General features: G+C 53.9%; 20 protein-coding genes. 11 read left to right on the forward strand and 9 right to left on the reverse strand.

Annotation, left to right across the window (positions count from 1 at the left end):
• The first annotated feature begins 189 nt into the window (after positions 1–189).
• A complete protein-coding gene (locus tag JIN87_RS24930) occupies positions 190–1,041 on the forward strand; it encodes an isocitrate lyase/PEP mutase family protein (RefSeq protein WP_200358800.1) in 852 nt (283 codons plus the stop codon).
• 52 nt (positions 1,042–1,093) lie between these two features.
• Positions 1,094–1,696: an HD domain-containing protein gene (locus JIN87_RS24935; RefSeq protein WP_200358802.1), complete on the forward strand. Its 603-nt coding sequence runs from the start codon at positions 1,094–1,096 to the stop codon at positions 1,694–1,696.
• A 50-nt stretch (positions 1,697–1,746) separates the two neighbouring features.
• Here the strand turns inward: JIN87_RS24935 and JIN87_RS24940 are convergent, their stop codons facing one another.
• Positions 1,747–3,189, reverse strand: coding sequence for an MFS transporter (locus tag JIN87_RS24940; RefSeq protein ID WP_200358804.1), 1,443 nt, complete (start codon positions 3,187–3,189; stop codon positions 1,747–1,749).
• A gap of 169 nt (positions 3,190–3,358) precedes the next feature.
• On the opposite strand from JIN87_RS24940, the gene JIN87_RS24945 reads away from it, so the two are divergent.
• The 3 genes from JIN87_RS24945 to JIN87_RS24955 all read left to right on the forward strand — a co-directional run bounded on the left by JIN87_RS24945 (position 3,359) and on the right by JIN87_RS24955 (position 7,041).
• Positions 3,359–3,778 carry a DoxX family protein gene (locus tag JIN87_RS24945; RefSeq protein ID WP_200358806.1) on the forward strand — a complete coding sequence of 140 codons (420 nt, stop codon included), beginning with the start codon at positions 3,359–3,361 and terminating at the stop codon, positions 3,776–3,778.
• Positions 3,779–3,823: 45 nt separating this feature from the next.
• A complete protein-coding gene (locus JIN87_RS24950) occupies positions 3,824–6,094 on the forward strand; it encodes an ATP-dependent DNA ligase (protein WP_200358809.1) in 2,271 nt (756 codons plus the stop codon).
• A gap of 80 nt (positions 6,095–6,174) precedes the next feature.
• The gene (locus JIN87_RS24955; RefSeq protein WP_200358810.1) at positions 6,175–7,041 is read left to right on the forward strand and encodes a DUF3108 domain-containing protein; all 867 of its coding nucleotides are present in this window, start codon (positions 6,175–6,177) and stop codon (positions 7,039–7,041) included.
• Between the two features lie 21 nt (positions 7,042–7,062).
• Here the strand turns inward: JIN87_RS24955 and JIN87_RS24960 are convergent, their stop codons facing one another.
• Both JIN87_RS24960 and JIN87_RS24965 read right to left on the reverse strand, forming a co-directional pair.
• Positions 7,063–7,269: a helix-turn-helix domain-containing protein gene (locus JIN87_RS24960; protein WP_200358812.1), complete on the reverse strand. Its 207-nt coding sequence runs from the start codon at positions 7,267–7,269 to the stop codon at positions 7,063–7,065.
• Between the two features lie 9 nt (positions 7,270–7,278).
• Positions 7,279–7,917: a DUF2975 domain-containing protein gene (locus JIN87_RS24965; protein ID WP_200358814.1), complete on the reverse strand. Its 639-nt coding sequence runs from the start codon at positions 7,915–7,917 to the stop codon at positions 7,279–7,281.
• A gap of 252 nt (positions 7,918–8,169) precedes the next feature.
• On the opposite strand from JIN87_RS24965, the gene cysK reads away from it, so the two are divergent.
• From cysK to JIN87_RS24985, 4 genes are all read left to right on the forward strand, one after another.
• Positions 8,170–9,126: a cysteine synthase A gene (gene cysK / locus JIN87_RS24970; RefSeq protein ID WP_200358816.1), complete on the forward strand. Its 957-nt coding sequence runs from the start codon at positions 8,170–8,172 to the stop codon at positions 9,124–9,126.
• A gap of 388 nt (positions 9,127–9,514) precedes the next feature.
• Positions 9,515–11,308, forward strand: coding sequence for an assimilatory sulfite reductase (NADPH) flavoprotein subunit (locus JIN87_RS24975; RefSeq protein WP_200358818.1), 1,794 nt, complete (start codon positions 9,515–9,517; stop codon positions 11,306–11,308).
• Positions 11,309–11,328: 20 nt separating this feature from the next.
• Positions 11,329–13,059 carry an assimilatory sulfite reductase (NADPH) hemoprotein subunit gene (gene cysI / locus JIN87_RS24980; RefSeq protein WP_200358820.1) on the forward strand — a complete coding sequence of 577 codons (1,731 nt, stop codon included), beginning with the start codon at positions 11,329–11,331 and terminating at the stop codon, positions 13,057–13,059.
• Between the two features lie 86 nt (positions 13,060–13,145).
• Positions 13,146–14,039, forward strand: coding sequence for a LysR family transcriptional regulator (locus JIN87_RS24985; protein WP_200358822.1), 894 nt, complete (start codon positions 13,146–13,148; stop codon positions 14,037–14,039).
• Positions 14,040–14,084: 45 nt separating this feature from the next.
• Here the strand turns inward: JIN87_RS24985 and JIN87_RS24990 are convergent, their stop codons facing one another.
• Both JIN87_RS24990 and pdxR read right to left on the reverse strand, forming a co-directional pair.
• Positions 14,085–14,459 carry a GxxExxY protein gene (locus tag JIN87_RS24990; RefSeq protein WP_200358824.1) on the reverse strand — a complete coding sequence of 125 codons (375 nt, stop codon included), beginning with the start codon at positions 14,457–14,459 and terminating at the stop codon, positions 14,085–14,087.
• 108 nt (positions 14,460–14,567) lie between these two features.
• The gene (pdxR, locus tag JIN87_RS24995) at positions 14,568–16,001 is read right to left on the reverse strand and encodes a MocR-like pyridoxine biosynthesis transcription factor PdxR (RefSeq protein WP_200358826.1); all 1,434 of its coding nucleotides are present in this window, start codon (positions 15,999–16,001) and stop codon (positions 14,568–14,570) included.
• A gap of 46 nt (positions 16,002–16,047) precedes the next feature.
• On the opposite strand from pdxR, the gene JIN87_RS25000 reads away from it, so the two are divergent.
• Complete coding sequence (locus JIN87_RS25000) at positions 16,048–16,734, forward strand: pyridoxamine 5'-phosphate oxidase family protein (RefSeq protein ID WP_200358828.1); 687 nt, start codon at positions 16,048–16,050, stop codon at positions 16,732–16,734.
• A 90-nt stretch (positions 16,735–16,824) separates the two neighbouring features.
• Here the strand turns inward: JIN87_RS25000 and JIN87_RS25005 are convergent, their stop codons facing one another.
• The gene (locus tag JIN87_RS25005) at positions 16,825–17,391 is read right to left on the reverse strand and encodes a hypothetical protein (protein ID WP_200358830.1); all 567 of its coding nucleotides are present in this window, start codon (positions 17,389–17,391) and stop codon (positions 16,825–16,827) included.
• Positions 17,392–17,568: 177 nt separating this feature from the next.
• On the opposite strand from JIN87_RS25005, the gene JIN87_RS25010 reads away from it, so the two are divergent.
• Complete coding sequence (locus tag JIN87_RS25010) at positions 17,569–18,297, forward strand: IMP cyclohydrolase (protein WP_200358832.1); 729 nt, start codon at positions 17,569–17,571, stop codon at positions 18,295–18,297.
• 76 nt (positions 18,298–18,373) lie between these two features.
• Here JIN87_RS25010 and JIN87_RS25015 read toward each other — a convergent pair whose 3' ends face one another.
• The 3 genes from JIN87_RS25015 to JIN87_RS25025 all read right to left on the reverse strand — a co-directional run bounded on the left by JIN87_RS25015 (position 18,374) and on the right by JIN87_RS25025 (position 23,548).
• On the reverse strand, positions 18,374–20,029 hold the full coding sequence (locus tag JIN87_RS25015) for a solute:sodium symporter family transporter (protein ID WP_200358834.1): 1,656 nt from the start codon (positions 20,027–20,029) through the stop codon (positions 18,374–18,376).
• Between the two features lie 274 nt (positions 20,030–20,303).
• On the reverse strand, positions 20,304–21,701 hold the full coding sequence (locus JIN87_RS25020) for a sulfatase family protein (protein WP_200358836.1): 1,398 nt from the start codon (positions 21,699–21,701) through the stop codon (positions 20,304–20,306).
• A 5-nt stretch (positions 21,702–21,706) separates the two neighbouring features.
• On the reverse strand, positions 21,707–23,548 hold the full coding sequence (locus JIN87_RS25025) for an arylsulfatase (RefSeq protein ID WP_200358838.1): 1,842 nt from the start codon (positions 23,546–23,548) through the stop codon (positions 21,707–21,709).
• Between the last annotated feature and the right edge of the window lie 139 nt (positions 23,549–23,687).

Genomic DNA, 23,687 nt, shown 5'->3' on the forward strand with positions numbered 1-23,687 from the left:
CACCGCGCTACGTTTTACACATGACAAGACACCAAGAGGACAATGCTTGCTCTGTCGTTGCCGCAGAGCGAAATTCCAAGGCCAAAGCAGAGGAAATGACGGAGCATTTCCCTCCTCCGATGGCCGATAGCCCAACTGCACCATAAAAAGGTAGCGTCCGCTGTCCCCAGCGGACAAATTGGCAGAACCATGCCTGCCCCTACCCAACCCCAAAAGGCCGACACCCTTCACGCACTTCACCACAATGGTGAACTCCTAAAACTCCCCAACATTTGGAATCCCATTGGAGCTCGCATCCTCGAGGCCAAGGGACATCCGGCAGTCGCTACCGCAAGCGCCGCCATTTCCGCCGCGCTCGGCTATGCCGATGGAGAGCTGATTTCGCGCAATACCCTAGTCGAGCAAGTCAGTCGCATCGCCAATAGCGTCGATGTCCCCGTCACAGCGGACATCGAAACTGGATTTGGAGAAAGCACAGACGAGCTTGCCGAAACGATCCGCCTCATCACTGAAGCAGGAGCAGTCGGCATAAACCTCGAGGACAGCATCGACGAAAACCACACGCTCCGATCCATCGACGAGCAATGCGAACGCATCGCAACCGCCAGAGCCACCGCAAATCTAGCCGGCATCAACCTCTACATAAACGCACGCATCGACGCCTTCTTCTGCCGACAATTCGCTACCACAAAAGACGCCTTGGCAGAGATCTCGATCCGCTCGCAAGCCTACCTGCAAGCCGGGGCCAGCGGCATCTACCCGATCGGGAACTCCACGCTCGACGTCGCCAAGCAAATTCGCGACCTCACCGAAGCCCCCATCAACCTTCTTGCCCTCCCCCACGCCGCCAAACCTTCGGAGCTAGCAAAAATCGGCATCAACCGCCTAAGCTACGGCCCTTTCGTATTCAGAACCTGTCTACAAAAACTCCACGAGACAATAGACGCCATCGACGAAAGCGATAACTACGACTCGATTTCATCCGGGTTCTCCACCGAGCACGTCGGCCCCTACCTCAAGCTCGAAAGCGAGGAGGCCTAGGCTCCATCGTTTTCCCTTTGCCATTCCTCTGACTCGCCATATCCCTGCTGGCATGTCCGCCATTCCTGAACGACTTGCCCAGCAAATGGCCTTCATCATCGAGGCCGACAAACTCAAGAACATCTTTCGGCAGTCCTACATAAGCGATGAGTCTCGCCGCGAAAACGACGCCGAGCACTCCTGGCACCTCGCCCTCATGGCGATCACGCTCTACGAGCACGCCAACGACCCAGAGCTCGATCTACTAAAAATCCTTCGCATGGTCATCCTGCATGACATCGTCGAGATCGACGCTGGCGACACCTACATCTACGACGAAGTCCACAAGCAAGACCAAGCCATCCGCGAGCAGCAAGCAGCAGATCGCCTTTTCGGTCTCTTGCCCGAAGACCAAGCCACCGAGTTTCGATCGATCTGGGATGAGTTCGAGGACGGGGAATCCCCCGAAGCCCGCTTCGCGAAAGCGATCGACCGCCTCCACCCCATGCTCCTCAACCACCTCGCCGGAGGCAAGACTTGGGCAAAGCACGGCGTAGTTGCCAGCCAAGTACGCCAGATCAACCAAAAGATAGAAAAAGGCAGCGAAACCCTCTGGAGCTACGCCCAGGACCTCATCCAAAAGTCAATCGCAGCAGGGACACTTCCCGATCAGTAACCCCGACGAACCAGAAGCCTCCAAGGCCGATGTCTCTCGTCGGACGAAGCCTAAACCGCTTCGCGCCGCTGCTCCAGCTCAGCTCGGACTTCTTCCATCTTCTTTCGACTGAGCGGGTATTTCAGCAGAATAACAAAAGCCAAGCCAAGGGCGACACAAGGAAGAGCGACGTACATCGTCTTGATGCTCTCCAATGTTTCGACTGATTGCTCGCCTTCAGCCACGTCAAAGCCAGCCATAAACTCCAGCAAGTAGCCACTACATGCTACCGCTAAAGTGATGGAAACCTTCACAAGCCAATTGTTCAGAGCTGCAATCACCCCTTCGCGACGACGGCCAAAACAAAGTTCATCCCAATCCGCAACGTCAGCCCGCATAGAAATAATCAGTATCCAAAAACAGGATGACGCGAAGGCGAAGAACGGCTTTGTAGCGAGAGTCAGCAAAATTTGACCTGGGAAATAAGTAACATAGAGCCCCAGTTTCGCCACAAACAGGATAGCCACCGAAGCGAGCAATAGGTGATGCTTGTCGTACTTCTTGGAGAGCTTCTGAACACAGAAAGTTCCCAGTAGACCAAAAACAAGCGGTACCGTGCGGTTGATGCCATCGAGGAAAGCTCCTGCCGCCTTATCTCCACCATAGATGTAGTAGATATGCACATACGGGTCCAAAGCCTGCACACTCGTCAAACCGAACAACACGATCGCGATCGAACTCACCACAATGACAAGCGGCTTGTTCTTGAACAGAGAGCGAGCCGTCTTAAACAGATTCTCCTGACGTTGCTTCGCCGCCACCGAATGATAGCGCTCCTCGCATACTCGAGCGCACGTTACCCCCGCCACGATTATGATCGCCCCAACTGCGAGACTAACGACCCGGACGCCAGTCACTGGATCCGAGAACACTGACAAGTTTCCGAAGAAGAATAGAAACGGTATCGCTAAAGTGGCGATCGTATTCATGTAGTTACGAATCGTGTAAACACTCGTTCGCTCGCGATAATTCGGAGTCAACTCCATGCCCAGCGACTCGTAAGGAACCGACATCAACGAATAAAACGTGTAGAACAAAGGAAAAGCGATGATCAGGTAGATGAACACCGCGTCCTCTCCCCATCCTTCAGGAACGAGCCAGACGACCGGGAAGAAACAACCGGTCAAAATCGCGCCCCAGAACAGAAGCGGCTTCCGTCTTCCCTTCGGATTCTTGAGATTGTCCGAAATCGAGCCAACAATCGGGTCCGTGATCGCATCCCAAGCCCGCGAGATTGCGAGAGCGGTCGTCACCACAGAGGGCGAAATCCCGAGCAAGATGTTAAAAAACGGCAACGCGAGATTACTGATACCGAATTGAGCATAGTGGTCGGCCGAGAGACCAAACGCATAGGCTAGCTTCTGCTTGAAAGGTACCCTGTCCTTCTCCGGGACCTGTTCAGATTCTTCAGCAGTGGGTTTCGGCTCTCGAGCGCCGGGCGTAACTTGGCTCATAGGGAAAAACGGGCAATGGGGTGATCGTTTTGCATTTTGCGCGCAAAACAAGAGTTCGGTAAAGCCTAGATTTCCTCAAACGGAACCTTCGCTAGAACAAACTCCCTCATTGCCCTCGCCAAATTTCCCTGCATTCTTTTACGCAAATCTGGCAACTTCTACCAAACTCATGAAATCCCCCCTCACAGGTCTCAGTAAATTCGACTTTTTCGGCGTCCTCCTACTCCGCTTGGGTGTAGGCGTGCTGCTCGCATTTCACGGTTACCCGATTCTCACGGGTGGAGGAGAAGTCTGGGCCGAAGTGGGCTCGGGCGCGAAAATCACAACACTCCCCGAAAATTTCTACGAATTCGCAGGGCTCGCTTCGGGACTCATCCAATTCATGGGAGGCATCCTACTCATCATCGGACTATTCACCAGAGGCGCTTCTCTCTTGCTCGTTATCGTAGTCGGATTCGCGATCGCCAACCACATCGTAGCGGAGTCCTACCAACTAAGTTTCATCGCTCACCTTCAATTAGCTCTCGGACTCCTCGGCCTCGTATTCATAGGCCCAGGACGCTTAAGCCTAGATCGCAAAGGCATCTAGCTTGATCTCACTCCGCTCCCCACAAATCACTCCCCACGCCCATCAGTGATCTGGCAGATTGAGCAAAGCAACGGACTCTACCTGCCCGAAATCGGATGGCATTTAGACGCCCGCAAACCGGTTTCAAAATCCTTCGTCTCGCACGCCCATTTCGACCACATGGGCGATCACCAAACAATTCTCTGCAGCCCTCCGACTGCGAAACTGATCGAGCAACGCATCCCCGGACAGAGAAACTGGCGTATCCACGAGTTCGGCGAAACCTTCGAACTCGAACCAGGCATAAAGGCCTGTCTCTATCCGGCCGGGCATATCGTCGGCTCCTCTATGCTTTGGGTGGAACGGGAAGGCAGAACCTTCCTCTATACCGGCGACTTCAAACTCACCCCAGGCATTTCAGCCGAAAGATGCCAACCCGTCCCTGCCGAAACCCTCATCATCGAGAGCACCTACGGCACCCCGCGCTACACGTTTCCGCCAGAGAAAGAAGTATTCGAAGATATCATACGCTTCTGTCGAGAGACCCTCGACAATGACGAAACACCGATCCTCTACGGCTACAGCCTCGGTAAAAGCCAAGCCATCCTCCGCAGCCTCTCCGAGGCATCCCTCGAGGTCATGCTGCACCCAGCCTCGCTAAAACTAACACAATCCTGCCAGAAGCTAGGTTGGGACTACCCTGCCTTTCTTCCATTCGACCCGCGAAACCACCGCGGAAAAGTCATAATTTCTCCTCCGCAAACCAAAGCCTCCAACTGGCTGAAAAGTATCCACAACCCCAAGACAGCCATGATATCCGGCTGGGCGATCGATCCCTCCGCCACCTACCGTTACCAGTGCGACAAAGCCTTTCCGCTTTCCGACCACGCGGACTACCTCGACCTGCTTAGCTTCGTAGAAAAGGTAAAACCCAAGGAAGTCTTCACCGTTCACGGTTTCGCTCGGGAATTCGCAGACACCCTACGCTCCCAAGGGTACCAAGCCTGGGCCCTAGGTCGCGAAAATCAACTCGGACTAGAAATCGAAACGAGCTCGCCACAAGCCATCACCAACAAACCTAAACCGGCCGATCCAGAAGCCGAAAACACAGCACAGGCCAACAGCCTCTCCCGCCTCGCCTCGACAGCCGCCTCAATCGCCCAAACAGATAGCAAATCCAACAAGCTCGAGATTCTCGCGAGTCAGCTCTCCGCCCTCACTCCAGACGATGTGAGCTACTGCATCAATCTGTTGGATACACCATCAGTCCAACTGACCAAGACCATCGTCAAGCAGTCGCTCATACTCGCCACAGGCTCCAGCGAATCGGAATTCAAACGCCTGCAAAGCGGTTCGAAAGACACCTCCACAACGATTCGACACCTGCTAGAACGAAATAAGGAACACCCGAGTCGCAGTCTCCAGCAAGTCTGCGCATTCCTGGAAACGCTCGCAACCGCCCCCAATCCCATTTTCCAACAATCCCTCCTCAGCGAACACCTTCGAAAGTCTCCCCCCGCCGACGCGCTTTTTCTCTACCAACACCTCAGCAACCTATCCACAATAGGTCTCACCCCGAAGCTGATTTGCCAAGGCATCGCCCAGCGATTCCAAATCGCCTGCGAGGAAACGGAAGCCGCATACCTACGATGCAGCGACCTGCCAAAAGTCAGCTCAGCGGCAGCCACAGGCACGCTCGACGAAATCAGAATCGACTACTTTCAGCCCATATCCCCGATCGCCCCCACCACCGAATCGAGCCCCGAAGCCATCATCGAAAAACAGGGGCTCTCCCTCTGGTCAGAACTCGAACACGACGGCCTACGCTGTCAGCTCCACAAAAAAGGCGAACACGCCGAACTCTACAACCGAGATGGCGAACAAATAACTCACCTCTTCCCCGAACTCGTCGAATCCGCTCGCCTTGTCCCGCAGGACTTTGTCGCCGACGCTGTCATCGTCCCCTGGGAAAACGAACGGCCCCTCCCTCAAAGCGAGCTCGACAACCGCCTCAAGCGAAAAGCCGAGGAGCTCTTCCTTGGCGAAGAGATCCCAGTCATCCTCTGGCTGATCGATCTGCTTGGTCTCGCGGATCAGGACCTGCTCGACACCCCATTGGAAAAACGTCGCCAAAAGCTAGATACGTTTTCGGTGAACACGACCGTCCGCATCACCCCAGTCACCCAACTTCTAGGAGTCCCACAAATCGAAGACGCCATCGAAAAAGCCAAGCAAGCTGGCGGACGAGGAATCGTGCTCAAAGCCCCACGCAGCCCCTACAATCCCTTAAGCTCGATCCCGCACTGGCTCCGCCTTCCCGCCGGCAAACAAGCCTAAGGCAGCAGAAAAAGGTGGAACTTCCGACTCACGAAGCGCATCAAACCCCACTCAGGAGTCGTCTAACCACTAGCCGGATCATGATCACGTCATCTACCAAACTTAATTTCCTCCTCGCCTTCTGCCTCGCCGTCCTCGTCCCGGCAGCCCTAGAAGCGGGATACGGCAACGACGCCTTTGAAGACGACCCAAGCCTCCGCCAGAAAGACGATCTGGAATGGCCGGAAGTCGAATTTCCCTCAGCCGACGAGAGAGGAAAAGGATTCAAAGCCGGTGAAACCTTCAGCTACCGAGCCCGCTGGGGCATTTTCAAGAAGGCGGGCTCCATGTCCTTCTCCACCGAGAACGCGCCCAACTCCGGCGGAAAAGCCATAACGGTAAGGACCGACGTAGCGTCCCGCGGCTTGATCAAAAAACTCTATCCGCTTCAAATGAAAGCGATCGCGCTCATAGACACCGAAAACTGGCGGGTAGTGCGAAACCAGACCCTAGAGAAATCAGGTTCCGATCATAAATCGAACGTCACCCTCTTCGATTTCGATCGCATGCTCATGAACTACGAGGACAAGTTCCGCCCTGAGCGAAACCACATTCGCGAGCTTCCTTACGACTGCCCCGTCGACTACGCCTCCGCATTTCTGCAGATCCGAGGCTTCGATCTAGAAGTCGGCACCGTCTACCCGCTTTTCATCACCACCAAGGGCAAATTCTACTACGCCCAGCTCAAGGTCATGGAGATGGAAACACTCAAAACCGTACTCGGAGAAAAGGAGTGCTTTCGACTCGAGCCCATCAGCTCCTACCCGCAGAGCAAAGTATTCCGAGAAGGCGGAAAAATGGCACTTTGGGTAACCAACGACCAAGATCGCATCCCCGTCCAACTCGAAGTCAAAGCCCCCGTCGGAACCGCCTCCATCCGCCTAGAAAGCTATACGACCGAAGGCTAAGCCCCTAAATCGGCACTCCGCTTACTTTTCATCAAAAACCAGAATATCCCCTGGTTGACATTCCAGCACCTCGCAAATCGCCTCCAGCGTACTGAAACGAACTGCCTTCGCCTTGCCCGTCTTCAGAATCGAGAGATTCGCAAGAGTGAGCCCAACTTTCTCAGAGAGTTCGGTCAGACTCATCCCCTTCGCCTTCATCCGCTCGTCTAGTCTTACTCGTATCGGCATAGCTCGCTCCTAGATCGTTAGCTCCTGCTCCTCTCGCATCTTCGCCCCGAGCCGAAAAACCTCCGAGAGCGCAAACACGCACAATCCCGCTACCAACAGCCCCCCATTCAGAGAGAGGTGCCCGTTTAGAGTGAATCCCTGAGGCCGCAAGGCGGAGTCAGCAATACCGCTCACAATAAGCTCCATCAAGAGGTCCCAAAAAACGCCCACTAGAATCCAGCTTCCAAGCGTCCTCAAGCGCTTCGCATTCGCAGCCGCAAACGCCTCCCCCCTTTCCACCGACTCCAATAGCTTCCGAAAATGCCAAACGGGGGCCAAAAAAATCCCCATAAATCCCAAGGTTAAGAAAACGAAAATAGGAAACTCCGCAGGCCGCTCGTCCCAATACTCCCTACCGAACTTGACTCGAACAATCACCGGCTCCTCTAGCTCCAGCTCCCCAACAAACCCGTCTTTGCTCTCTACCGAGAAGGCGCTTGTATCGAACGAGCTAGCGTAGCCCTGCACACTCCTCTCGACGAAAGTATCAACCCCAGAGAATTCGAGAACAACCAAGACAACCAAACCCCCGCAGGACACCAGCCCACCCCACCAACAAAACCCTGCAATGAACTTCAAAGCCGCCAACGATCTAGATCTTGCCTTCATTTATCGTTTATCAATAAACTAAGAGCCTCAGTCAATCTTGTTTTATTGTTTTTCGATAAATCCCATTTTCGCAGCCACACTGCCTCAGTCCCCTACCCAACACACAAAGGCGTATCCAATATTCTTCTACACCTCTTTGAATCTCGCGAGCGAATCCAAATGTTAGTCGTTCGCCATTCCAAGTTCCTGAACTTACGCGCCTTCCGAACGCAAAGCGTTGACTACTGCCGCTCAGCGGTCCCTCATTTCCACATGGCTAAAGTATATCCTAACATTCTCGCCGCAATCGGCAACACTCCAATCGTAAAGCTCAACAAGCTCACCGAGGGCCTCGACGCCGAGGTCTACGTAAAGTGCGAATTCTTCAACCCTCTTTCTAGCGTTAAAGACCGTATCGGTCTCGCCATGATCGAAGCCGCAGAACGCGACGGCAAACTCGACTCCTCCAAAACCATCATCGAGCCAACCTCAGGCAACACCGGCATCGCTCTCGCGTTCGTAGCTGCAGCCAAGGGCTACCGCCTCATCCTAACAATGCCAGAGACCATGTCTATGGAGCGTCGCGTCCTCCTCAAGATGCTCGGCGCCGAACTCGTCCTCACCCCTGGCCCGAAGGGCATGGGAGGAGCAATCGCTAAAGCTGGCGAGCTCGTCGAGGAATACGGCGACAAGGCATTCATGCCTCAACAATTCGAAAACCCAGCTAACCCGGAAATCCACCGCAAGACCACTGCCGAGGAAATCTGGGAAGCGACAGAAGGATCTATCGACGCTTTCGTCGCGGGTGTCGGCACCGGCGGTACCATCACTGGCGTTTCTGAAGTCATCAAGAGCCGTAAGGAGCTTTTCACAGTAGCGGTTGAACCAGAAGCTTCCCCCGTTATCTCCGGTGGAAACCCAGGTCCTCACAAGATTCAAGGTATCGGTGCCGGCTTCATCCCAGCCAACTGTAACACCGGCATCGTTGACGACGTGATCAAGGTTGCCAACGAAGACGCATTCGCGACCGCTCAAGCCGTTTCCCTCCAGGAAGGCATCAGCGTAGGTATCTCTTCAGGCGCGAACATCTGGTCCGCAATCGAGCTCGCTAAGCGCCCAGAAATGGCAGGTAAGAAGATCGTCACAATCGCGGCCAGCTCCGGAGAGCGTTACATCAGTACCCCTCTCGGCGAAAAGGCACGCACCGAAGCAGCCGCTCTCACCGCGTAGTAGAGCAACCAATACGAAATTTCAGACAAAGCCCGACGCCCCCCAAGGCGCCGGGCTTTTTGCTACACGGCCAGCGACAGTAAGCATCGACACCACACCAAAACAACCAACCCCATCCCTCCAACCAAATCATGCTGGCAAAGCCATCATGCTCCGCCGGATCATCATCCCAAAAAACATCACTCCCCACATCCCCTCTCGCCCTCAAAGCCAATCTCCCAACTCTAAATCGATTATTTAGATAATCTTTATCTGAATTATCTGATTTACTAATTTATAAAACCGCCTACTTACTCCACGAAATAACGAGACTGTAGCTTCGGATCGCCGGATAAACGCGGCAAATCCGCCGCAACGATCTATCCTTTTTCCGAAAAACGAGACTTACATGAGTGATTCACCAATAAATCCGCCGATCCCATCGGATTTGACCGCGCAGCTATCGAATTTGACGCCGCAACAACAGGCCTTTTTGGCCGGTTACCTCTGGGCTGAAAGCCAGAGAGGTGGAGTCCCTGCCGCAGTCGCGACCAATGGAGCAGCCCCCGCAGCAGCGCCAAAGCGCCCTATCACTGTGATTTCGGCCTCTGCCACAGGAAATGCAGCCGGAGTGGCCAAGAAGCTTGTCGCAAAGCTCGAAGCTGAGTCTCTGGACGTGAAACTCACCAGCGCGGGAAGCTACAAGGCTCGCCAGCTTCCCAAGGAGGACATCGTGATCATCGCTACTTCTACCCAAGGCGATGGCGAACCGCCGGAAGAAGGCGTACCTCTACACAGTTACTTGTTCGGCAAGAAAGCGCCTAAGCTCGACGGACTCAGTTTCGCAGTCGTTGGCTTGGGAGACAGCTCTTACCCTCAATTCTGCCAATGCGGAATCGACTTCGACACCAAGCTAGGCGAACTCGGCGGCGAGCGCTTGCTCGACCGCGTTGACGCCGATGTCGACTACGAAGCGGTAACGGACGAGTGGATCGACAACATGGTCGCCAAGTTGAAAGAAGTCGCTGGCGGCAGTTCCGCTGCAGTCGCAGCAGCACCTGCTCAAGCGGCAGAAGCAGCGAGCGAGAGCGCGTTCAATAAGGAGAATCCATTCACCGCGACACTGCTTAACAGCCACCCACTCGTAACAGACGATGCGGGTCGCATGGTGAATCACATCGAGATCGATCTCGACGGCTCTGGCCTACAATACCAAGTCGGCGACGTCCTGGGTGTTGTAACCAACAACACCGCTGAAGTTGTAGATGAAGTATTGGAACTGAACGGCCTATCGGGTGATGAGAGCATCGAAGGACGCAAGGGATCCACCAGTATCCGCCAAGCCCTTACAGAGCAAAGCGATCTCAACCAACTCACTCCCAAGTTCATTTCCGACTACGCAAGCACAGCCGAAAACAAGGAGCTGAACGCATTGTTGGAAGATAAGGAAAAGCTTCAAAGCTACCAGGCTTGGACACCAGCAGTGGGTCTGATGCGCGATTATCCCCAAAAGTTGGATGCGCAGCGTCTGTTCGACGGACTCAAGCCACTCTCACCTCGCCTGTATTCAATCGCTTCTTCCCAAGAAGAGGTCGGCGAAGAAGTTCACCTCTGTGTTGCGCGTGTGGATATCGAACACGACGATAAGACACACAACGGCAGCGCATCCGGTTTGCTGTGCGACCGACTCGAGGAAGGAGATGAGGTTCAGGTGTTCGTAGAACACAATCCACGCTTCCGTCTGCCGCAAAACAACGACACCCCAATCATCATGATCGGCCCAGGCACCGGTATTGCGCCGTTCCGAGCCTTCATGCAGCAGCGCCGCGCTGACGACGCTCAAGGCAAGAACTGGCTATTCTTCGGAAACCGTCACTTCCGTGGCGACTTCCTCTACCAAGCCGAGTGGATCGAGTACCGCGACCAAGGGCTATTGAACGACTTCTCCTTGGCATGGTCACGCGACGGCGAAGAGAAAGTCTACGTTCAGGACAAGATTCGTGAAAACGCCCAGCAATTCTGGGAATGGCTCCAGCAAGGGGCTCACATCTATGTCTGTGGCGATGCCTCTCGCATGGCAAAGGACGTAGAAAAGGCGATCCTCGATGTAATCGCTGAACAAGGAAACAAAGACGAAGATGACGCAGCTGAATACCTGAACGAGCTGCGCGAAGCAGACCGCTACCAACGCGACGTCTACTAACACCTAACCAATTTGCATCAATGAAGACAGTTGAACCAAACGGATCTCCAGAGCTCATCGTTAAGGGTAAGCTTGCAGATAACGAACGTCTCAAGGACGACAGCAATTTTCTACGCGGAACCATCACAGAAGATTTGCAGGACAAGCTCAGCGGCGGTTTCCGCGGCGATAACTTCCAGCTCATCCGCTTCCACGGCATGTACGCCCAAGACGATCGCGACATCCGTCCCGATCTCGTCGCTCGCAAGCTAGAGCCACGCAAGAACGTCATGCTCCGTTGCCGCCTCCCTGGTGGTATCATGAAACCCGAGCAGTGGTTGGGTATCGATAAATTCGCTACAGAGAACAGCGACTACCAAAGCATCCGCATCACGAACCGCCAGACCTTCCAGTTCCACGGCGTCCTGAAGGAGAACATCAAACCGATGCACCAGTGGTTGAACCACCTCGGCCTCGACTCCATCGCGACAGCTGGCGACGTGAACCGTAATGTGCTTTGCACCTCAAATCCCGTAGAATCACAGCTTCACCGCGAAGCCTACGAATGGGCAGCCAAGCTCTCGGAGCACCTCCTCCCCAAGACTCGTGCTTACGCTGAAATCTGGTTGGACAACGAAAAGCAGTTCTCCACCGAAGACGACTTCCAAGACGAAGAACCGATCCTCGGAAAGACCTACCTACCGCGTAAGTTCAAGACGACGGTTATCATCCCGCCGCACAACGACGTCGACATGCACGCCAACGACATGAACTTCGTAGCGGTCGCAGACGAGTCAGGCAAGTCCCTCGCTGGTTTCAACGTAGTCCTCGGGGGCGGTTTATCTTTCGCTCACGGCACCACGTACACCTACCCTACAACTGCCCGCGATTTTGGATACATCCCTGTCGAAAAGCTACTCGATTGCGCGGCAGCTGTCGTCACATTGCAGCGCGACTGGGGAAATCGTGTCGATCGTAAGAATGCGAAAACACGTTACACCATCGAACGCGTAGGACTCGAAACCTTCAAGGCGGAGGTCGAGAAGCGGATGGATCACAAGTTCGAGGAGGTTCGACCTTACGAGCTAACTGAGCGTGGAGATCGCATCGGTTGGATCGAAGGAGAAGACGGACTGCACCACTTGACCTTGTTCATCGAAAACGGCCGCCTAATCGGAAAGAAAAAGGAAGGTGCCGCAGAAATCGCACGTATCCACAAAGGTGATTTCCGCCTAACTGCCAATCAGAACCTGATCGTTGCAGGCGTCGCCGAGGGAGATAAGGAAGCCATCGAGTCCATCGCTCGCGAGTACGGCTTGATCTCAGACACGACCCAGCAACGTCAGCGTGCGATGGCTTGTGTATCCATGCCGACCTGCCCATTGGCGATGGCGGAAGCAGAACGCTACCTGCCCGAGTTCATCGATCACATCGAAGTGATGCTGGAAAAGCACGGCATTGGTGATGACTATTTGGTTACACGTATCGCCGGCTGCCCGAACGGATGCGGACGCGCGATGCTAGCCGAGCTCGGTCTCGTTGGTAAAGCTCCTGGACGCTACAACATGTACGTCGGCGGCAATCGTGCCGGTACTCGAGTTCCTAAGCAACTCCTGGAAAACGCGACGACTCCAGAGATTCTCGAAAAGACCGACGAGCTAATCGGACGCTGGTCCAAGGAACGCAATGCCGGTGAAGAGTTCGGAGACTTCGTAATCCGTGCCGGCATCGTGAAGGAAGTGAAGCAAAGCTCCACCGACTTCTGGGACTAGAGTTTACAAGGTAGGGCTCGACCGCCGGGCGAGCCGCAGAAGTTTGATCTAACAATGCGGTCGGTCCCTACCCAAGATCTGATTCCATGCAATTCACTTTACGCCAACTGGAAGTCTTCCTCGCTATTGCCAAGACCGGCAATATGACGCGGGCAGCGCAACAACTCCAGATGTCGCAAAGTGCGGCTAGCAGTGCTCTGAAGGACCTTGAAACCCAATTCGACGTCCTCCTATTCGACCGTGCAGGAAAACGCCTACACCTAAACGAACAAGGCAACCAACTCAGACCGAGGGCTGAAAGGCTCATGGCCGAAGCTGGCGAGCTGGAGCAGAGCCTACTTCATTCGGACGAAACAAGTCCGGTGAAAATCGGTGCGACTTTAACCATCGCCAATTTCTTGGCATTACAGATGGTATCCGAATACTTGGGACAGTATCCTGATGCCCCAATCTCATTGGAGATAGACAACACCGAGCATATCGTCGAACAAGTACTCAACTACGAACTCGACATGGGAATGATCGAGGGCGAGTCACATCATCACCAACTAAGCGTCGTCCCATGGCGCGACGATCAGCTCAATCTGTTTTGCAGCCCCGAACATCCCCTCGCCTCAAAGGATGTTGTCGACGACAGGGATTTGCTCGCTGCCAAGTGGATTCTTCGCGAGCTCGGTTCCGGAACGCGGCAAAACTTTAACAGAGCGATGCACGGCTTGATTCCAGAGATGGACATCATTCTCGAGCTGCGCGAAACAGAGGCGATAAAGCGTGCAGTCAAGCATAATATCGGAGTCGGTTGCCTCTCAGAGATGTCGCTCGCAGACGAATTCGAGCGCGGTGATCTTGTTAGAATCAACTGCCCCGAGCGCGACTTTAGCCGAAAGCTCTATCTCATCACCCACAAGCAAAAGCACATCAGTTACAGCCTAAAAAAATGGCTCACCCTCTGCGACCAGTGGAAGCAGATTGCCGGATGATGATCCCGCTTCGCGGGAGCATGATGCGAAGCAGCATGATCAAAACTAGCTAAGCTCGGGATTGTAGGCTCTCTGTACTTCTAAACGAGGTGGTGCAAAATTTAACAAGAGACCACGACGTGTGTTTGTGCCGCGAAGATAATTGATCAGCTGAGCTCGGTGCTCAGGGAGCAATGCCTTCACAGCCTTCAATTCCAAGACAAGCTCACCGTTCACGATAAGGTCTGCAAAATATTCACCAACAACATGCCCTCGAAACATAATTTCGATAGGGTGCTGTTGCTCCACATCGAAACCTTCCTCCCTCAACGCGATACAAAGGCTATTCTCATAGACCTTTTCTGCATAGCCAGTTCGCAGTTCGTTATGAACGTCGAAGCAAATTCCAATAACCAGTTGAGTGAGTGAGTCGTTTTCCATCCCCAACCCTCAACAAACAATCCCCACAACCTCAATCAAATCATGCTGGCAAAGCCATCATCGCTCCGGCATAGCCGGATCATCGTTAAGAAAAACCGCAAACACAACCTACATCCCATCCAACACTTCCCGCAGCACCTTCAGTCCCTCTTCCATCCTACCCTCGTCAAACGACGAGAAACCAAACATCATCCCATCTCTCTCCACAAGATCCGGACCATAGCTCGAAATCGACATGAAAATATAGCCTCGCTTTCTCCCCTCTTCAGCAAGTCTCCGCACATCCACCTCCCGCTTGTAATAGCCAACAAAGTGCAAGCCACCATCAGTAAGCCCAACCTCTATCCAATCTCCCAGCAGCTCCTCCACTCGCTGAGCCAGCCACTTGCATCGTTTGGCGTACAGCAAGCGCATTTTGCGAATGTGCCGCTGATAGTGGCACTCCCGAATGAAATCAGCCAATGTCGCCTGCAGCGCGACACTCGGATTCATGGCTCCCGTTTTCCAAAGAGCCAGAAAGTCTGGATACACGTTCTTAGGCACCACCAAATACCCGATTCTCAAATCCGGAAACATCGAGCGCGTAAACGTGCCCAGATACAGGATACGTTCGTAGTCGGTGTTACCCTGCATCGCCGGCAAGGGCTTTCCTCGGAAACGAAACTCGCTATCGTAGTCGTCCTCCAGGATCCAAACGTCGTTTTTCCTCGCCCACTCCAGCAGCGCTGCTTGCCTCCCTACTGGCATCGCCGAACCAATCGGAAACTGCCGAGCGGGCGTCGCAACCACAACACGAGGACTCCTGCGAAACGCCTTCAGTCGCTCCACCTGCATCCCTTGCCCATCCACAGGCACCGAGCAGACCTCCGCTCCATTCAATCGAAAGGAGTCAACAATTCCCCGATAGCTCGGGTTTTCGACAGCCACTCGGTCGCCCAGCTTGATCAATGCCCGGGCAACCAGCTCGATGCCCGGCTGGCTACCGTTGAGAACCAAGATCTGATCCGCGTCGCACCGCACGCCACGTTGCGTGCTCAAGTGCCCAGCAATCGCCTCCCGCAAACCAAGAAAACCACCATCCCCATGCCTGTAAGTGTTCAGCGAATACGGCGACCCTCTCAACTGTTTCGAGTACAGTTTCAGCCAAAGCTCCATGGGAAACCTATCAAGTTCCGAACACCCTGACAAAAAGGGAGGCTGCTCGAAATAGCGGGAATCTTCAAAATTCCGCCAAGGCTCGCGCCTTTCAGCCGCAACACCCTCAACCCGAAAAAACGTCTCCGGCACAGCCTTCGACACAAAGGTTCCCGCGCCTCGCCTCGTTTCAAGATACCCTTCCGCGATCAACTGCTCATAAGCTTGGGTGATTGTAATCCGGGCCACACCATAACGTTTCGCAAGCTCCCTAGAGGACGGGACGATCTGCCCCGCAGACAACTGACCCTTCCGCACCGCATCCCTAAACGTCTCATACACTAGGCGATAAGCAGGACGCTTCCCGCCATAGAGCTCAGGAGAAAAACTGGACTTACTCTTTTTCAACTTAGTGGACCTATAAACAGATCCACTTTTCAACTAGGATCGCCACATGTCCACACAATCCTGCCCTTTTGCCAGAACAGAACGCAGCACGCCCAATCGCGTCCCCAAGCGAGTCACCTTCGAGCGCGACCCGGTCTTCGCCATCATCGACGAAGCTCCAATCGTGCACGTGGGATTCGCCATGCCAAACGGCCAACCCTTCGTCATCCCCACCATCCACGCTCGCAAGGACGATCGATTGTATTTCCACGGCTCCACCCAAAGTCGACTTCTGCAGGCCATCGCATCCGGCCAGCAAATCTGCTGCACCTTCACCTTTCTCGATGGCATCGTCGCCGCCCGCTCGGCGATGCACCACTCGATGAACTATCGCTCCGTGGTCGCGTTCGGCACCGGCCAACTAGTGGAAGACGAGACCGAACGCCAGGAAGCCTTTCGCCGCACAGTCGAAAAGCTGATCCCTGGACGCTGGGAAAACTGCCGGCAGCCAAACGAGTCGGAAGCGAAAGTCACCGCCATCGCCGCCCTCGACATCCAAGAAGCCACCCTAAAGGTTCGCAACGGACCTGTTGCCGACATCGAGTCGGACCTCTCCGGCCCCCATTGGGCTGGCGTCATTCCAACTCGCCTCAGCTACGATTCCCCTCAACCCGACAGCAACCTGGCGAACGACCAAACAATACCAGACCACATCAACAACCTTGTAGGCGGGCCTTCAGCATCACGTCACTAAAGGTCTTGTCCTGCTTTCCAAGCCTGCCGCCACGAGGCAGGCTGCTATAGCCTATCGAATCGACGCCGACCAACCGCAGCCGGAACGACTCTACTCCGCGTACACGTTCAAGCTGACCACACCCGTGTATTCGCCAACCGCAGCGTAGGCCGGAATGTCGTAAGCCAACTCCAAGTCCACCTCCAGATCCACTCCAGAGCCCTCGCGGTAAGTCAATGTGCTGTACTTGAACTGCCCGCGACGCCGGCTCTTGATGATACAGTTTTCAGGCACGCTCGGATTGCTAAATCCGCGAAACGTCCCGACCGGCAATACCCGCCGAGTATGCTCCTCCGGACCATCATGCTCCAAAACGCTCGGCACGGCTGACAGGCGAAATCCACGACCATCCCCATTGAAATCCATCACTCGAATATCCTCGAGTCGAAACACGATCGCATCCCTCTGCACCTCCGCTTTCGTAACCGCAGTTCCGGTTACCGGGCGATGCGTACCCGCGACAGATTGCGGATCAATCGCCAACTCCCCCGCTTCCAGAACCCCTAGCAGCTGGGCGCTCTTTGAACCGGTAGAGGCAGCTGTCCAAGCAGTGCTAGCAGCCGCTGTGCAAGCAATGAGCAGCAGACCTAAAAGCCGAAATTTTGAGTGAGTAAGCATTTGAGACTTGGATAGACCTATCCGAATAGTATCTGCCTCCTAGTATCGGTAGGCCCTTTACCCTATTTAGACTAAAGTAACTAAACCTAGCGATTTGTGAGCAAAATGACTCATCCCGCGGCAACCAACAAAAACGTTGCCTCCCCGCGAGCCCCTCCTATCCCTCGAACTCCTATTATGAGCGCATCAGAAATTGCTTCCTCCACCCTTCAAAGCCACGTAGCTGGCAACCCCTACCCTGGCCGCGGACTCGTCATCGGCAAATCAGCCGACGGCAGCAAATGGCAGCAGGTCTACTGGATCATGGGCCGCAGCCCCAACAGCCGCAACCGCCAGTTCTCACTCGATGGCACAACTCTCAGCACCGAACCGTACGATCCATCTAAAGTAGAAGACCCGAGCCTCATCATCTACGAGGCCATGCTCGAGCTCCCCAATCAGTTTCTCGTCTCAAACGGCGACCAGACCCGCACGCTCTGCGACGGTCTCGCAGCTGGCAAAACCGCCAAGGAGGCCCTCTCGGTTCGCGACCGTGAACCAGACGCTCCCAACTACACGCCACGCATCACCGGTCAGCTCGACTTAACCGGCGATTCCGCAGAAATCGGTCTCTCGATCCTCAAGGCGAACAAGATCGACCCCACGTATTCGGACCGCCACTACTACTACCCGCAAGAGCCAGCAGCCGGCATCGGCTACGGACTGACAACGTACATGGGCGACGGTAACCCACTGCCAACCTTCAACGTAGATCCACTCCTTCTCCCGATCGCCGCAACTCCGGAAGAAACCCTCGACCTCTACTGGAACGCGCTCGACGAAGACAATCGGATCTCTCTAGCAGTTAAGGAAATCGCTCTCGACGGTTCATCCTCCCGCGTCGTACTTCGCAACAAGTACGTCTAAGCAACTCAAGGTCTCCTCATTTTCTCCAATGGCCGTTCACTCCGAACGGCCATTTTCGTTTCTACAGGCCAGCAAACTACGTATTCAGAATACCGATATCGGAAAATACGACATAGAGAGCGACCAACAACACTACCGCGACCCCGCTTGCCAGTCCGAGATAACGCCAATTACGAATCTCAACTTCGCCCGACTCTTTTTGCACGTATGGTTCAGGCATCGGCTTAAGGTAGCGCACAATGGTCATCACCAGCATCATCAACACGAAGTTGAGCCCTACGGAATGCAGCCAGTGCCATTTAAAAACTCCAAAATCATTCTCGAGGTAGAAGTTGGCGAAGGCGAAAAACGCCATACCGAACGGGAGACCGATGTAACCGCACAAAGCAGGCCCCCGCTTTGAGATCACTCCGAATAGGATGACTGTCAGTATCGGAACGTTAATGACAGCCATAATCGTTCGCATAAACGTATAAAGCCCATCCGCCTGGCTGATAACCGGAGCGATGATGATACACACGACAATCAGGATCGATCCGAAGATCTTACCCGCCCGCACCGTCTGCTCATCGCTCGCGTCCTTACGGATCATCCCCTTGTAAATATCCAAACTGAAGAGCGTCGACATGCTGTTTACGCCACTATTGAAGGAACTCAGGATTGCACCAAACATCACCGCCCCGAAAAAGCCAGTCAACCACGCAGGCAGAACTTCCCGAACGAGCAACGGGTAAGCCATATCGTGATGGAAAACGACTGAACCATCTTCACCGACGCTCTTCACCGGCACATCGATAATACCCTTCTGATGCATGTGCCAAGCAACGATCCCCGGTAGTACAAGCATCGACACACCGATCAATTTTAGAAATGCGGCTCCCAACACTCCCTTTTGCCCTTCAGCCAAGGTCTTCGCCGCAAGGGCCCGTTGTACGATCGCCTGGTTCGTGCACCAGTAGAAGAGGTTGATCAGGATCATCCCCGTAAACAAGGTATGCCAAGGAATCCCCATGTCGGGATCCACTCCGGCCGCCCTCATGCGTTCCGGCGCTTCGTTCACCAGAATAGACCAGCCAGATCCCATGTCTCCACCGCCGAGTTTGATCAATGCCAGCACCGGAATAATCAGCCCCCCAACGACAAGCCCCACCCCATTGATGCTGTCAGAAACCGCGACCGCCTTAAGCCCGCCAAACACCGCGTAGCAGCCACCGATCACGCCCAACGAGACGATCATGATCCACAAGGCCGAACTCTCCGAGACGCCCAGAAGTCCAGACACATCGAACAACTTCCCCAGAGTGATCGCGCCAGCGTACAGAACGAACGGCAGAAAACCGATGATCAGGGCGTACAAAAAGATAAAGGAAGACACGCGACGCATCCCCGTCCCATAACGCTCCTCCAAAAACTGCGGTACCGTCGTCACCCCGCTTTTCAAGTATCGCGGCAGGAAAAACACCGCCAACACGATCAACGTGATCACCGAAGTCGTCTCCCAAGCCATAACGCTCGCCCCAAACGAAAAGGCATTACCATTCAAGCCGGTAAGCTGCTCCGCCGAGATGTTCGTCAAAAACAAAGACCCAGCGATCACGTACCAAGACAGGCTTCTGCCCGCTAGGAAATAACCAGTCGAATGACTCAAATCTTCATCTCGAGATTTGAGGTAGGAAATGAATCCGACAAAAGCGGTAAAAAGGACGAAGGTAAGGAGAGGAACAAGGCTCATAGGGGGAATCTAAGGGGTGCTACGATTTGGGAACAAAACAACAGAATTTGATATCTAGCGGCTTCAACAATCCCATTGCGAATCAAATGACTACCTAACTTTTGCCAGCAAAAATCCAAATTATCCCGCGTTTTGTCGTTTAAATGCATAAGGAACGAAGAGATCACATACATTCCTCGCACCTTGCTGCCCCATCCTCTCAACCAAGCCATCGTCGATAGTCGAACAGGGCCCCAAGGCCAATCGGTCAGGAACCGATCAAAACGAGACAAAACTACTTCGTTTCCGCAACAATCCTCTCAGCCAACTGATCCGGCAGACTATCAGCTGTATCCGCCTCATGGGCACTGATCATCGCCAAGAGGCGTTCAACAATCTCGGGGTTGTCAGCTGCCACATCGTAAGCTTCCGAAATGTCATTCTCCAAGTGATACAATTCAGGACCATCCATGGGAGCTTGCTTACCGTAATTGACGGGCTCTCGTTGCATCACGTGCAGCTTCCATGGGCCTGAACGCACGGCGTGAAGCGTACCTTTGGTCCAATAATGAAAGTCCCGACGCGGGCTCTCCGACTTGCTTTTCAAGACCTCAGACAGATCGAACCCATCCATTTTACGATCCTGTGGAGGCTCGGCTCCCGCAAGGGCAGCAAACGTTGGCATCAGGTCCAAGGTCGATCCCATCTCCGAGACTACACCGGACTTCACATAGCCAGGCCCCCAGAAAAGAGTCGGCACACGTTGCCCTCCTTCGAAAGTCGTTCCCTTCCCAGCCCTCAACGGCCCGGCTGATCCGCCATGGGTTTGAAATGCGAGCCAAGGTCCATTGTCAGAGGTGAAAACAACCACCGTATCCTTTTCCAAGCCCTTGTCGCGTATCGTCTTGAGTATACGCCCCACACTCCAGTCGATTTCTTCAATTACGTCTCCATAGACGCCACGCTTACTCTTCTCTCTAAACGCCTTGGAGGTAAATAACGGGATATGCGGCATGGAGTGAGCAAGATAGAGGAAAAAGGGGCGTTCCTGGTTCTTCTCAATAAACGCGACTGCTCTCTCGGTGTAACGGCGTGTGATTGTATTTTGGTTCGCCGGGCGCTCGATCTCCATCTCGTTCTCCAACAATGGCACGTTGAAATCATTCGTATCCGCATAGTAGTAGGGATCGACCGCTGCCTTTTTGTAATTCGTCTTACCCTTTACTTTGTCCATATCGTTTGAATACGGAATTCCGTAATAGGAATCGAAGCCCTGGTTCGTCGGCAAATACTTCGGAAGATGCCCGAGGTGCCACTTACCGACCGCGGCAGTTGCGTACCCCTTTCGCTTCAACACCTCTGCAATGGTGATTTCGCTAGGAGGTAAGCCGCGGGCAGAATCCGGAAATAGAACGGCTCTTTTTGCAGAGCTCATCCCATTACGGATCGGGTAACGCCCTGTCAACAGAGCCGCACGACTTGGTGTGCAAACCGGGTCCGCCACATAGAACTGAGTCCACTTCTGGCCTTGCCTAGCCATTCGGTCCAAATTCGGAGTCTTGATTGTTGGATTCCCATAACAAGCAAGATCACCGTATCCGAGGTCGTCACAAAAGATGACGACAAAGTTAGGCAGTCGCTCAGCCGCAGTCAGGGAACAGCTGAACGTTAAAAGGAGTAGTAGCAGTCTCATAAAGTCTAGTTGACGCTCGGATCCCTACCTGGAACCTCAGGCCATGCAGCTTGGGGCAAGCCAAGGCCTTCACGAGTTTGCCAGCCATCGAGATCTCGTCCGTCTTCGCGCAATACATACGCGTAAAATGGGCTCACAGTCGCCTCCTTCTGCGAGTTATAGAAAGTAGCTTTCAACTCAGCCGGCCCCTTCTTCAGCTTAACTCGGAATGTCACTTCTTTAGCTCCTGGGGCTACTTTCGCTTTGAGAGTCTTACCCTGTATCTCGAGGCTCGCCGTAGCAGCTTCAACCGCTTGGCCCACATAGGCCTCTGTGATCGCCACGTCCGCTTCCGCAGCCCAACGGCGCACGGAGATCTGATACCATCCAGACTTCGTCACGTCCATCACCCAAGAACCAAAGGGCTCAGCCTTTTGCTTGAAAGGATCGCGAATATGGTTCTGGTGCCAAAAACCGACCGTCGTCCAGTCGTGGGAATTCAATACAGCCGGATTAGAAGCATCCGCTCCGACTTCCGGACTCGTCACCAAGTGGTGCTCTCGGGATACATCGGCCCAAAACTCCTCGTACGAGTCGAGCATGGACTGCATCGCTTCCGGATTCTTTGAGGCAACATCGTTCTCTTGGCCACGGTCTCCACCTCGAGCATCAAAGAGCTTATCCTTGCCAACAAGACGCCACTTATCGGAAAGCACGGCGAAGTTCCTGTATTTGATCGGGTCGTACACACGTTGGCTTTCCACAACAATACGACGCGACGGCCACTTGGCGTTTACGTTTTTGAGAAGCGGCTTCAGACTCTTGCCGTCGAATTCAATCTTCGGAGCGTCGAGCTTACAGATGTCGATCAATGTAGGCATGATGTCGATGTGAGCCGTTACCCGATCGAGATCCTTGCCTCCCTCTACTTTACCTGCCGGCCATTGCATGATCCATGGCACTTGGTGTCCTCCATCCCAATTAGTGTTCTTGCCGCCCTTTAGGCCTCCATTGAATACCTTCTGGCCGCTGGTTACCGCACCATTGTCACTGGTAAATACGAGAATGGTGTTCTCATAGAGTCCCTCTTTCTTGAGGAACTTCACGAGCTTGCCGAAGTTGTCATCGATATTCTCGATCATGGCGTAATACTTTTCAGTATCTACACCGAGCGGCTTGCCATTGTGCTTCATCCCCTTGAAACGATCGTGATCGGAGTCTTTCGCCCAATAAGGTCCGTGTGGCGCATTTGTGGATACGTACGTGAAAAACGGTTTTCCTTTACTGGCCTGCTCCTTCATGAACTTGATCGATTCGTCGAAGAACACGTCCGTACAAAAGCCCTGGTATTGCTTCAGCCCATCGTTGGTGTCGTAAACATCATCGAAATAGTCGTTTCCCCAAAAGTCAGGACCTTGTCCCACACCACCCGCTGCATGAACGACACGGTCTTCAAAACCGCGGTCTTGTGGGCGGAAGGGATAAAGATCTCCCAAATGCCATTTACCAAAAATACCGGTTGCGTATCCATTGTCCCGGAAAACCTCGGCTAAGGTCACTTCGCGAGGACGCAGTTGGTGACGACCGATCACCGTGTGCCAAACTCCGACACGATCCGAATAACGCCCCGTCAAAAGAGCTGAACGTGTGGGAGCGCAGGTCGGGTCAACATGGTAGTCCGTGAAACGTACCCCTCTGTCATAGAGAGCATCGATATGCGGTGTCTTAAGGATGGGATGTCCAACCGCGCTCAAGTTGCCGTACCCTTGGTCATCTGTAATGACGATCACGACGTTCGGAGCGGCTGCCGTGGCAGCAATTGATAGAAGGCAGAGAGCTGCCAGCAAACAGGGGAATAAACGCTTCATAGGTGCTACTTTCTAACAGTCAGGCAGGCGAGGACAGAGTTCGGAACCCCTTCCCTGCTAAAACTATTAAACATCCCACAAGTGGGGAAAATATTCCATCTGTGGATGAAAATAGGTAGCGGTCGTTGTCCCCAACGAC

Source organism: Pelagicoccus mobilis (assembly GCF_016595505.1).
GTDB lineage: Bacteria > Verrucomicrobiota > Verrucomicrobiia > Opitutales > Opitutaceae > Pelagicoccus > Pelagicoccus mobilis.